This window comes from Vicinamibacterales bacterium (genome assembly GCA_041659285.1).
GTDB lineage: Bacteria > Acidobacteriota > Vicinamibacteria > Vicinamibacterales > UBA2999 > 12-FULL-67-14b.
Genome location: JBAZYO010000026.1, coordinates 16,176 through 27,684 on the forward strand (window position 1 = coordinate 16,176; position 11,509 = coordinate 27,684).

The window sequence follows — 11,509 nt, forward strand, 5'->3', positions numbered from 1 at the left end:
AACTACTTCTTGTCGAGCGCGGCGACGTCGAGCGCAACGGTGTCGATCTGCACCGAGGCGACCTTGGTGCCGGTCGGCACGCGGAACGGGAACGCGCACTTGTACTCCGGCACCGAGCCGGGATCGATGATCGCCACCGAGGTGTTGTAGACCTTGCCGGCGGCATCCGTCAGCACCGGCTTCTTGACGATCGTTTCCTTGAAGGCGGGCGTGACCTTGAAGGCCAGCGTGACAACGGCGAACTCTTCGCCTGCCCGGGCGTTGCCGCGCTGAGAGTTGGTGGTTGGCGGACAATCAACCAGCGGCACGTTCTGGGCCCGCTCGACGCCCATCGCGGTGATCTCAAGGCCCTTGTAGTTGGTGGTCTTGGCGGCCTGCTCCGCCCCCGCCATGGCTTCCACCTCCGCCAAGGCTCCGGCGGACAAGCCGAGAGCCATGGCGAGTGCGGACGCAACGAAGATGTGACGAGCCTTCACAGCGGCGCGTCTGGGTTCGCCAGCGTGCGCCACATGTGCGCGCTCGGGCTGTTGTCGTTGCCGAGGCCTTCCTTCGGTGTCTTGAAGTGGCGGCCGATGATGTCTTCGAACGGATCGATCGAGACCTTGGCGTTCGGGTCGAAGGCGTAGAGGTCGTTCACCGTGACCAGGCGCGGCTCCATGTACCACTTGTGGTTGCGGAGCATCTTGTAGGTCGCCTCGATGTGCGGCGGCGGCGTGTAGTCCTGGCCGAAGATCCGGTAGTACAGGTCCGGATACTCGTAGCCGGCGTCGGCATCGGCGTAGAACCGCAGGGTCTGGTGGTAGCGAATGCCGAACGCGGACTTCTCGGGGATGTAGGGCTCGAACAGCTGGGCGCCCCACCAGCCGTGATCGGCCTTCATCAGCGCCTGCGCGCAGTCGTGCAGCAGGCAGGCGAGGATGATTTCTTCCGACATGCCGGTCTTGAGCGCGCGCGTGGCGCTCTGCAGCACGTGGTTGGCGGGCGCGAAACGGAGCCGGAAGAAATCCTGGAGGGTCGGATTCTTCGGCATCGGCGCGAGCTTCTTGACGTTGCCGCGAGTGTTGACGAAGACGTTGCCGGCGCCGCGCCGATAGCCGCGCGTTTCGATCTGTGCTTCCAGCTCGGCGACGGTCGGGAACTTCTCGGCGGCGCCCTGGGCGGCAGCCTGCTGGTCCAGGCTCTCTTCCATCCAGTGCTCAAGGGCGTCGGCCTTGGCCTCCGAACCCATCAGGCTCACGGCGGCGGTGCCACCGAGGCTGGCGATGAAGGCTCTGCGATCGATCTCCATGTGTTCCTCCGCCGCAGACAATAGACCCATTGCCCGCCGGGTTCAACTCTATTTCACCCCTTGAGCCTCGAGCGCTGAGAGCCAATTGCCCGCAAACTGACGGGCCGCGTCGGTGGCCGGCCGGCCGGCGCGGAAGCACATCTTCCACCCGCGCGGCTTGGCTTCAAGAGCAGGGTCCTGGAAACGCTGGACTTTGTCCTGGGTGACCAGCCTGGCGTCCACGGCGACGTCCTTGCTGACCTCGAGGAACGCCCGCAGGCGCATGGCCACGAGCGCCCGGGGATCGGCGGGATAAGTGGCCTCGAAGGCCCTGGTCGCGGCGTCATGGGCGCTCACCTGTTGGGCGCGCTGCTCCTTGAGCATGGTCTCGAGTTCCACCTTCCGGGGCCCCTTTTCCATCTCGGTGAACCGCGCGCGCATGGTTTCGAAGCCCTCCTCGAGCGTCACCTTCTGCTCCGGCGTAATCGAATCGTCCACGAACTGCTTGCGGAGGGCCTCGACCTGCTGCTCGAATCCCGCCCGCTGCCTGGCCAGCACCTGGTCGGCCGTCTGTTCCGCCGGCAGGGGATCGGGCCCGTTGGCTTCACGATGGTCGGCGTAGCGGCGCTTGAACTCGTCGCTTTCGACAAAGGCGCGCGCGAGCGTGGCGGCGGCATTGACCATGGCGACACGCGCCTGGGGAGGCGCGGCGGTGAAGACCTCGGCCTTGCCGGCCAGCGACAGGGCGCCGGCCATGAAGGAGTCGAACACCGCCTCCCTGGCGCGCCCTTCGGTGATGCCGAGCTGCGTGGTGAGCGACTGTGCGGTGAGGGTGGCGCCGACGGCCGCGGCCGCGACGACGCCGATGATGGCTCTGCGATTCATGGCAGTAAGAATACCCGCAGCGCGCCGGGATCTATCAGCCGCAAATGACGCGGATTCCGCGGAGTGCAGCAGGACTCGATAGCAAGAAGCGGGGCGGCACCAAAGTGCCGCCCTTCTGGCACTAGCGGGCGGGTTTGGACTGTACCGTGACTTTGTGGCCGCGGATCTGGGTGCGCTTCAGGGCGGTGACGACCCGTTCGGCCAGTTCTTCAGGAATCTCCACCAGCGAGTAGTCGTCGTGCACCTTGATGGCGCCGATCACGCCTGACGGGATCTTCGCTTCGCCGGCGATGGCGCCCACCAGGTCGGCGGGCCTGATGCTCTCGTCCTTGCCCACGCTGATACGCAGCACCATCATCGGGCCTTCCTCACGCGGTTCTCGCGAGGGCCGCGGCGCGCGCTGGTAGCCGCGATCGTCACGGGGCGGGCCGTCGTAGCTTCGCGACGACCGGGTGTCGGCCTCTTCCATCACCGGGACCGCGGCCTTCTCGGCGCCGTCGTTGGCCATCGCCACGGCGGCGGCGGCGATGTCGATCAGTTCGAATTCCTGCGCCAGCGACTCGACCAGTTCCTTGGTGTCGTCGAGGCCGCCCGCGGCAATGCGCTCGCGGATCGAGTCTTTCGCGGCCTCCAGCCGCCGCTTGCGCAGGTCGGCTTCGGTCGGCAGCTTGCCGATCTCGACGCGCTGCTTGGTGAGGCGCTCGACGTATTGCAGGAAGCGCTGCTCGCGGGGCGCCGCCAGCGTGATGGCTACGCCTTCGCGCCCGATGCGGCCGGTGCGGCCAATGCGGTGCACGTAGACTTCGGGAGCCGTCGGCAGGTCGTAGTTGATGACGTGCGAGACGTGATCGATGTCGAGGCCGCGGGCGGCGACGTCGGTGGCCACCAGGATGTCGGCCTTCTCGCTGCGGAACAGTTGCATCACGCGGTCGCGCTGCTTCTGCATCATGCCGCCGTGCAGCGCCTGCGCGCCGTAGCCGTGCGCGTTCAACGTGTCGGTGAGCTCATCCACCTCGAGGCGGGTGCGGCAGAAGATGATCGCCGACTTGGGGCTTTCGAAGTCGAGGATGCGGCTGAGCGCGCCGGTCTTCTGGCCCTTGCCGACGATGTAGGCGACCTGGCGGACCTGGGGGAGCTTCCCAGCCGCGCGCTTCTCCTGCGCGATCTGCACCTTCTTGGGGTTCTTGAGGTGCTTGCCGGCAATCGACAGGATCCGCGGCGCGAAGGTCGCCGCAAACAGCGCCGTCTGCCGGGTCGCCGGCGTTTCCGCCACGATCGAATCGATGTCTTCCGAGAAGCCCATGTCGAGCATCTCGTCGGCTTCGTCGAGCACGAGCACTTCGACCGCGGCGAGGTTCAGCGTCTGCCGGCGCAGGTGATCGAGCACGCGTCCCGGCGTGCCGACCACGACTTCCGCCCCGCGGCGAAGCGCGCGGATCTGGTGATCCATCGGCGCGCCGCCGTAGACGGGCACCACGTTCAGGTTCGAGCCCTTCGCGTACTTGTGGAGGGCTTCGGCGACCTGCATCGCCAGCTCGCGGGTCGGCACCAGCACCAGCGCGCGGGCCTTGCCGCGGTTGGTCTTGGTGTCTTCCGACAGCTTGTTGAGCAGCGGCAGCGCGAACGCCGCCGTCTTGCCCGTGCCGGTGGCGGCCTGGCCGAGCATGTCGTTGCCGGCCAGCAGCACCGGGATGGCTTCACGCTGGATGGGCGTGGGTTCTTCGTAGCCGAGCGCCGAAACGGCGGCCACCAGGGGCGCGGCGAGTCCGAGAGATGCGAAACCGGACGTGTCGCCGGCGGTTGGGGTCTTCATGTGAGTTGTTCTCTGATTCTGTGACCGATGCGTTACCGATGCGTGGAGGCAACCCTTTAGGGTTGCCTGTTACTTCTTCTTGCAGTTGTTCTTCAGCCAATCCGCGTAGCCGGCTTCGGTGACTTCACCCGCGGCCAGGGCCAGCGTCTGAATGGTGGCATCGACTTCCGATGCGCTGAACGTGTCTCCGTTCCGTTCGAGGAACATGATCGCGATGGTGAAACCCGTCCGCTTGTTTCCATCGACGAACGGATGGTTCTTCACGACTCCGAACGCGTATGCGGCAGCCAATTCGAAGTTCGTCGGCTGGCCGTAGGCCAGCAGGTTCTCCGGGCGAGCAAGGGCGGAGTCGAGCAGGCCGCTGTCACGAACCCCAGTGGCGCCACCGAAATCTGCCAGCAGCCGCTCGTGGGTGGCGAGCACCGCCTCCCGAAGCAGCCACACCGGCGCCGTCATTTCGCGAGTTCGCGCAGAGTGTTACGGTAGCGATTGATCACGCTTTCGGCCGCTTCCATCTGCTTCTTGAACTCATCGTTCGACGGACCCACGCGCAGACTGCCGTCCACGGTTTCCGTGACGCAGATCGTGTCTCCTTCGCCAACTTTCAAGTGGTTGAGTACTTCCTTGGGAAGCACCACCCCCACCGAATTGCCGATCTTGCGGAGCTTGAGCTCGACGACCATGAGCTCATTGTATCAACAAATGTTATAACGCCCTATTACTCCTTCCTCAGGGCGACGACCGGGTCGACGTTGGTGGCGCGCCTGGCCGGTAAGTAACTGGCAACAAAAGCTATAGCCGTGAGAAACAGCGCTACGCCGATGAAGCTGACCCGACCGTGGCCGCCATCGCCGCCATCGCCGCCACGTCGGCGCGCGAGAGGGACACGGCACCAAATAAATACGGATGGGTGCCGGGATCAGGTCCGGCTAAAGCCGGACGCCACATCGGACTACCTGCGGTCCACGACCACCTTTCCGGCCTTCATCACCCAACGGACGCCGGTAAACAGGGACTCGATGCTGGTCAGCGGATCCCCCTCCACCGCCAAGAGATCGGCCAGGAAGCCGGGCGCCACCCGCCCAAGGCTGTCTTGCATGCCGACGAGCGCCGCGGCCGTGGTCGTGGCCGTGGCCAGCGCCTGCGCGTTGGTCATCCCGGCCTTGAGGAACCAGCCGAGCTCCCGGGTGTTCTGGCCGAACATGGAGTAGACGGCGTCGGATCCCATTCCCATCCGGACCCCGGCCTTCACGCCCCGGCGGACCGATTCCAGGTTGCGGTCGATGTAGTCCCGGAGGGCGGCCTCCGACCCGGGCGCGAAACCGTAATCGGCCTGCGCGTCGATGTAGTAGCGATTGTGATCGACAGTCGGCACCCACACGGTGCCTCGCCTCGCCATGTCGGCCAGCGTCTCGTCATCGACATCCGCGCCGTGCTCCACCGAATCGGCGCCGGCGCGGACCGCATCGCGCACGCCACCCGCGCCGTATGAGTGGATCGCCACCTTCTTCCCGAGCGCGTGGGCGGCGTCAACGACGGCCTTCATCTCGTCGAAGGTGACCGTCTGCGTGCCGTCAACGACTTCGAAACCGCCGCGCGATCCGAAGACCTTGATCCAGTCAACGCCGGCCTTGACGCGCTCTTCGACGAGCTTGCGCATGGCATCGGGATCGGGCGGCTGGCCCTGGCGCGCCGACAGCCCGGGGCCCGACGCGAGAATGCGCGGCCCCGTCATGGCGCCGGATGCCGTGAGCTCCCGCATCGCGAGGTCCATGTCGTTGCCGGCGTTCAGGTCGCGCACCGTGGTCACGCCCGATTCGAGCGTCCGCCGCGCGTTGTCCTGGGCCAGGAACACCGTCACGGCGGGCAGGCGCCGCTGGCCGCGAGGGCGCGTGCCGGGCGTTCGATCCCAGAAATAGGTGATGTGCGTGTGGAGGTCAATCAGGCCCGGGAGTCCCGAGTACTTGCGCAGGTCGATGACCTCCGCGCCCGCGGGCACCGCGGAGTTACCGCTGGCGACCGACACGATGCGGTCGCCGCTGATGGTGACCACCGCGTCGGCGACGACCTTCGTGCCGTCCCACAGCCGGCCGAAGCGCACCGCGCGTGTCTGCGCCAACACCGGCGCTACCGGCGCGGTGATCAACAGGAGGAACGCGACGCCGAGACGAAAGGACGTGGTCATCTTTGCCGACGGGAGCATATACTTTCTGGCCGAGCAGGGTGTGACCACCGTGATTGCCCCCGGGAGGGAATTTCCGGCGGCTCGCTGTTCTTGAGGATCGACAGTTACTTGTACCGGATCATGGAGATACTTCGATGAGCACACATCGCGCAATTTCTTCCCTGGTGATGCTGGTGTTGACCTTCGCGGTCAGCGCGTCCGCGTATGCGCAGGCCACGGCCACGGGGCAGAAGCCCTTCGAGCCGCAGGTAGGCCAGGCCGGCAAGGATGTGGTCTGGGTGCCGACGCCGCAGGCCGTCGTCGACAAGATGCTCGACATGGCCAAGGTCACCAAGACCGACTTCGTGATGGACCTCGGGTCCGGTGACGGCCGCACGGTGATTACCGCCGCCAAGCGCGGCGCGCGCGCCATGGGCATCGAGTACAACCCTGACATGGTGGAGCTGTCGAAGAAGAACGCTGCCGCCGCGGGCATGAGCGATCGCGCCACGTTCGTCAAGGCCGACCTGTTCGAGACCGACTTCTCGAAGGCCGACGTCATCACCATGTTCCTGCTGCCCTCGATCAACATGAAGCTGCGGCCGAAGCTGCTGGACCTGAAGCCCGGCACGCGCATCGCGTCGAACACCTTCACCATGGAAGACTGGCAGGCCGACGAGACCGCCACGGTGAGCGACGGCTGCTCGAGCAGCTGGTGCACGGCGCTCTTCTGGATCGTGCCCGCCAAGGTCGGCGGCACGTGGGGCACGCCGAGCGGCGAGCTGAAGCTGACGCAGACCTTCCAGATGATCTCGGGCACGCTCGGCAACCAGGCCATCCAGGGCCGGTTGCGCGGCGCCGAAATCACCTTCACGTCCGGCACCACCAAGTACGCCGGCACGGTGGACGGCAACACCATCAAGATCACCGCGCCGTCGGCGTTCACGGCGACCAGGAAGCCAGGGGCCTAATCTAAGGTGCCTGGGTGCGTACGGTGCCTAAAGGTGTCTAGGGGAAATACATGAAAAGACTACTCACACTCGGCTTGATCGGGCTGATCGGGTCAGCGACAATGACGGTCGCCGCCTACCAGGCGCCGGCTGCCACCGCGCCCAAGGTGCTCGACCTCGTCAAGCTGAACGACCGCCTCTACGTGATCACCAGTTCGAGCCCGACGCCGCGCGAGACGTTCAGCGGCGGCAACGTCGCGGTGTTCATCACCGATGACGGCGTCACGCTGGTGGACACCAAGCTGGCCGGCTGGGGACAGGCGCTGCTCGACAAGGTAAAGTCGGTCACCAGCAAGCCGGTCACGCGGATCATCAACACGCACACGCACGGTGACCACACCGGCAACAACGATGTGTTCGGCAAGGTCGAGGTCGTGGCGCACGAGAACACCCGGGCGAACATGGCGAAGATGGACGCCTTCAAGGGCAAGGAGGCGTTCCTGCCCGGCAAGACCTACCAGGACAAGCTGACCATCGGCTCGGGCAAGGATCAGGTCGACCTGTACCACTTCGGCGCCGCCCACACCAACGGCGACACCGCGATCGTGTTCCCGGCCCTGCGCGTCCTTCACATGGGCGACATGTTCGCGTGGAAAGACGGCGCGCTTTGCGACCGCAACAACGGCGGCAGCTGCGTGTCCTATCCGAAGACGCTCGCCAACGTGATTGCCGGGATCAAGAACATCGACACGGTCATCCCCGGTCACAGCCCCATGGCGACCATGAAGGACGTGCAGGGGTATCAGCAGTTCATGACCGACCTGGTGGCCGCCGCGCAAGCGGCCATGGGCGCGGGCAAGACCGTGGACGAGGCGTTTGCGGCGTTCGACATCGCGAAGTACCCCGGCTACAAGAACGAGCGTGTGAAGGCGTCGATGCAGGTCGTGTTCGACGAACTCAAAAAGTAGAATCCGCCTGCTTGACCGCCGAAGCCTCTGGCGAAGGTGGTTAGGCGGATAGACAGCCTGAAGGACGAGAAAACGGGCGGGATTGACCCCTCCAGGTCGCCCGCCCGTTTTTGCATTTTCAGGCCGGAATGTCTGCAAATGTCACAAGAGGTCATCTCTCTTTGCCTCACCCATCCGGCCAGAAGATTAGGTGTATAGTCTGCGCACATAGGGAGGCTAGGACGCCGAGCTAGCAAGTGCTTGGGTGCCTGGCATCACAGGAGTGTTGGAATGAAAAGCGTCGGTTCCATCACCCTGGGCACAGCGGTTGTGTGCCTTGGGCTCGTTGTCGTCACGGCTGCACAGCAACCCGCCCCGAAAGCGCCGGCGCCTGTACCCGCGCCCGCCGCCAAGGCTGCCGCGTCGCATGCCGCCGCCACCGTTTCCCACGACGAGCAGAACGCGCTCGTCAAACGTTACTGCGTCGGCTGCCACAGCGAACGCGGCAAGGCCGGCAACCTGTCGCTCGCCTCCTTCGACATCGCCAAAGTGGGCCACGAGCCCAATGTAGCCGAGCGCATGATCCGCAAGATGCAGGCGAGCATGATGCCGCCGCCCGGCATGCCGCGCCCGGACCCGGCGACGTATCAGAAGCTGATCACGACGCTCGAGACCACGGTTGACGCCTACGCCAAGACCAATCCCAATCCCGGCGGCCGCACGTTCCAGCGCCTGAACCGCCCCGAGTACACCCGCGCCGTCAAGGAACTGCTCGACCTCGACATCGATGCCGGCCGCTGGCTGCCGAACGACACCCTGAGCGCGAACTTCGACAACATCGCCGACGAGCAGACGCTGTCGCCGACGCTGCTCGAGTCGTACCTCAACGGCGCCGCCGACATCAGCCGCATGGCGGTGGGTGACAAGGACGCGCCGGCGATCGATTCCACCTACACCAACCCGAGCTACATGTCCCAGCATCCGTGGGACCACGTCGAGGGCTCGCCCTACGGCACGCGCGGCGGCATGGTGGTGAACCACGTGTTCCCGGCCGACGGCGAGTACGCCTTCGAGATGACGTTCAACTCGGGCGAGAACACGCGCTTCGAAGACATCGACGTCTCCATCGACGGGCAGCGCGTGGCGCTGGTCGAGTACGAGCTGATCAACATCGCCGGCGCCGACGGCCGCGGCCAGACGCCGCTGCGCACCGAGCCGATCCTGGTGCGGGCCGGGCAGCACAAGGTGGCCGCCGCGTTCGTCCGCAAGATCGACGGCCCCTACGAAGACCTCATCCGCCCGCACGACTGGTCGTACGCGGGCGGCGGCTCGGGCGGCAGCGGCATCACCACCTTGCCGCACATGCGCGACTTCATGATTCGTGGGCCGATGCGGACCACGGGCATCTCGACCACCGCCAGCCGCCAGAAGGTCTTCACCTGCCGGCCGACGTCAACGAAGGACGAGGTCCCGTGCGCCCGGCAGATCGTCACCCGCCTGGGCGGCGCCGCCTATCGCCGGCCGCTGGCGGCCGCCGAAGTCGATCGGCTGATGCCGTTCTACGAGGACGCCGCCGCCACGGGCGGCTTCGAGACCGGCGTGCGCGCCGCGCTCGAAGCGGTGCTGGCGAGCCCGCACTTCATCTTCCGGCTGGAACGCGCGCCGACCGACGCGCGCTCGGGCGGCACCTATCGCGTCGCCGACGTTGACCTGGCGTCGCGCCTGTCGTTCTTCATCTGGGGCCTGCCCCCCGACAAGGACCTGCTTGCCGCCGCCGCGCGCCGCGAGCTGTCGTCACCGGGCGGGCTCGAGAAGCACGCGCGCCGCATGCTCGCCGATCCGCGGTCCGAGGCGCTGGCCGGCCGCTTCGCCGCGCAGTGGCTCCGCCTGCAGGACGTCGACAAGGTCCACCCCGACCCGAACTTCTACCCGAACTTCGACGAGAACCTCGCCGAGTCGATGCGGACCGAGACCAAGCTGTTCTTCAGCAGCCTGATCAAGGAAGACCGCCCGCTGCTCGACCTGCTGACCGCCGACTACACGTATCTCAACGAGCGGCTGGCGCGTCACTACGGCTACCGCGGCGTGGTCGGCAACCAGTTCCGCCGCTTCACCTATCCCGACGCTTCGCGCCGCGGCCTGCTCGGCCAGGGCAGCGTGCTGGTGCAGACCTCGCTCGCCAACCGCACCTCGCCGGTGCTGCGCGGCAAGTGGGTGATGGAGGTGCTGCTCGGCACGCCGCCGCCGCCGCCGCCGCCCAACGTGCCGACGCTCGACGAAACCGGCGGGGCCAAGGAAGGCCGCCTGCTGACGACGCGCGAGAAAATGGAGATCCATCGCAAGAACCCGACCTGCAACTCCTGCCACCGGTTCATGGATCCGATCGGCCTCGCCCTCGACAACTTCGACGTCACCGCCAAGTGGCGCGTGCGCGAGAACGGCATGGCGCTCGACACCGCCGGCGACTTCTACGACGGCACCAAGGTGACCTCGCTGTCGGAGCTGACCACGGCCCTGACCAGGCGGCCGACGCCGGTGGTGCGCAACTTCACCGAGAACCTGATGGCCTACGCCCTTGGCCGCCGCGTCGAGTACTTCGACCAGCCGGCGGTGCGCGCCATCCAGCGCTCGGCGGAAGTGACCAACTACAAGATGTCGTCGTTCATCCTCGGCGTCGTCAAGAGCGACGCCTTCCGGATGAAGCGAGTGGAACCTGAACCGACAACGACCGAAACCAAGGCAGGGAGATAACGATGTCGTACCTCACCGGTAAGCACATGCCGCGCCGCACCTTCATCCGGGGGGCGATGGGCGCCGCCGTGGCGCTGCCATTCCTGGATGCCATGGTGGGGGCCAAGGGCATCGGCGCCGCGCCGGCCGGGGCCGAGCGCACGCGCCTGATCTGCATCGAAGAGGTCCACGGCCTCGCCGGGTGCAACAAGTGGGGCGCCACCAAGCACCTGTTCGCGCCCGAAGCCACCGGCAAGGACTTCACGTTCGCCGCCGACAGCGCGCTCAGCCCGCTCGAGCCGTACCGCGACTACCTGACCGTTGTCAGCAACACCGACGTCCGCATGGCCGAGGCGTTCACCGCCCCGGAAATCGGCGGCGACCACTTCCGCTCGAGCGCGGTGTTCCTGACCCAGGCGCACCCGAAGCAGACGCAGGGCTCCGACATCTGGGCCGGCACTTCGTTCGACCAGATGTACGCGCAGAAGTACGGCCAGGCCACCCCGCTGCCGTCGATGCAGTTCTGCATCGAGAACCTCGACCAGGCCGGCGGCTGCACCTACAACTACTCGTGCGCCTACACCGACTCGATCAGCTGGGCCTCGCCCAACGAGCCGCTGCCGATGATCCGCGACCCGCGCGTGGCCTTCGACATGCTGTTCGGCACCGGCGGCACGCCGGCGGACCGCGACGCCCGCCGCAAGTCGCGCCGCAGCATCCTCGACTGGATCCAGGGCGAAGTCGCCAGCGTCC

General features: G+C 66.4%; 11 protein-coding genes. 4 read left to right on the forward strand and 7 right to left on the reverse strand.

Translation table 11 applies throughout. The features are described from left to right. Nucleotides 1-2: 2 nt before the first annotated feature. The 7 genes from WC815_23760 to WC815_23790 form a co-directional block, all read right to left on the reverse strand. A complete protein-coding gene (locus WC815_23760; protein MFA5911808.1) occupies nucleotides 3-476 on the reverse strand; it encodes a hypothetical protein in 474 nt (157 codons plus the stop codon). Beyond that, nucleotides 473-1,288 carry a hypothetical protein gene (locus WC815_23765; protein MFA5911809.1) on the reverse strand — a complete coding sequence of 272 codons (816 nt, stop codon included), beginning with the start codon at nucleotides 1,286-1,288 and terminating at the stop codon, nucleotides 473-475. The genes WC815_23760 and WC815_23765 overlap by 4 nt, the downstream gene beginning before the upstream one ends. A 48-nt stretch (nucleotides 1,289-1,336) precedes the next feature. Next, nucleotides 1,337-2,152: a hypothetical protein gene (locus WC815_23770; protein ID MFA5911810.1), complete on the reverse strand. Its 816-nt coding sequence runs from the start codon at nucleotides 2,150-2,152 to the stop codon at nucleotides 1,337-1,339. Between the two features lie 121 nt (nucleotides 2,153-2,273). Next, nucleotides 2,274-3,965, reverse strand: coding sequence for a DEAD/DEAH box helicase (locus WC815_23775; protein MFA5911811.1), 1,692 nt, complete (start codon nucleotides 3,963-3,965; stop codon nucleotides 2,274-2,276). A 69-nt stretch (nucleotides 3,966-4,034) separates the two neighbouring features. Next, entirely contained in the window at nucleotides 4,035-4,421 is a 387-nt protein-coding gene (locus WC815_23780; protein MFA5911812.1) for a type II toxin-antitoxin system death-on-curing family toxin, read from the reverse strand. Then, nucleotides 4,418-4,648: an AbrB/MazE/SpoVT family DNA-binding domain-containing protein gene (locus WC815_23785; GenBank protein ID MFA5911813.1), complete on the reverse strand. Its 231-nt coding sequence runs from the start codon at nucleotides 4,646-4,648 to the stop codon at nucleotides 4,418-4,420. Before WC815_23785 ends, WC815_23780 begins: the two co-directional genes overlap by 4 nt. Nucleotides 4,649-4,917: 269 nt before the next feature. Further along, nucleotides 4,918-6,150, reverse strand: coding sequence for an amidohydrolase family protein (locus WC815_23790; protein MFA5911814.1), 1,233 nt, complete (start codon nucleotides 6,148-6,150; stop codon nucleotides 4,918-4,920). A 134-nt stretch (nucleotides 6,151-6,284) separates the two neighbouring features. On the opposite strand from WC815_23790, the gene WC815_23795 reads away from it, so the two are divergent. The 4 genes from WC815_23795 to WC815_23810 form a co-directional block, all read left to right on the forward strand. Beyond that, nucleotides 6,285-7,100 carry a class I SAM-dependent methyltransferase gene (locus WC815_23795; GenBank protein MFA5911815.1) on the forward strand — a complete coding sequence of 272 codons (816 nt, stop codon included), beginning with the start codon at nucleotides 6,285-6,287 and terminating at the stop codon, nucleotides 7,098-7,100. Nucleotides 7,101-7,150: 50 nt separating this feature from the next. Continuing rightward, nucleotides 7,151-8,047 carry an MBL fold metallo-hydrolase gene (locus WC815_23800; GenBank protein ID MFA5911816.1) on the forward strand — a complete coding sequence of 299 codons (897 nt, stop codon included), beginning with the start codon at nucleotides 7,151-7,153 and terminating at the stop codon, nucleotides 8,045-8,047. Nucleotides 8,048-8,317: 270 nt separating this feature from the next. Beyond that, the gene (locus WC815_23805) at nucleotides 8,318-10,777 is read left to right on the forward strand and encodes a DUF1592 domain-containing protein (protein MFA5911817.1); all 2,460 of its coding nucleotides are present in this window, start codon (nucleotides 8,318-8,320) and stop codon (nucleotides 10,775-10,777) included. A gap of 2 nt (nucleotides 10,778-10,779) precedes the next feature. Then, nucleotides 10,780-11,509 (forward strand): DUF1552 domain-containing protein (locus WC815_23810; protein MFA5911818.1); only part of this gene is annotated, 730 nt, incomplete at its 3' end.

Coding starts and splice junctions, on each gene's coding strand:
- WC815_23805 (MFA5911817.1), top strand. CDS start 8,318: ATGAAAAGCGTCGGTTCCATCACCCTGGGCACAGCGGTTGTGTGCCTT.
- WC815_23770 (MFA5911810.1), bottom strand. CDS start 2,152: ATGAATCGCAGAGCCATCATCGGCGTCGTCGCGGCCGCGGCCGTCGGC.
- WC815_23775 (MFA5911811.1), bottom strand. CDS start 3,965: ATGAAGACCCCAACCGCCGGCGACACGTCCGGTTTCGCATCTCTCGGA.
- WC815_23785 (MFA5911813.1), bottom strand. CDS start 4,648: ATGGTCGTCGAGCTCAAGCTCCGCAAGATCGGCAATTCGGTGGGGGTG.
- WC815_23800 (MFA5911816.1), top strand. CDS start 7,151: ATGAAAAGACTACTCACACTCGGCTTGATCGGGCTGATCGGGTCAGCG.
- WC815_23765 (MFA5911809.1), bottom strand. CDS start 1,288: ATGGAGATCGATCGCAGAGCCTTCATCGCCAGCCTCGGTGGCACCGCC.
- WC815_23790 (MFA5911814.1), bottom strand. CDS start 6,150: ATGACCACGTCCTTTCGTCTCGGCGTCGCGTTCCTCCTGTTGATCACC.
- WC815_23795 (MFA5911815.1), top strand. CDS start 6,285: ATGAGCACACATCGCGCAATTTCTTCCCTGGTGATGCTGGTGTTGACC.
- WC815_23780 (MFA5911812.1), bottom strand. CDS start 4,421: ATGACGGCGCCGGTGTGGCTGCTTCGGGAGGCGGTGCTCGCCACCCAC.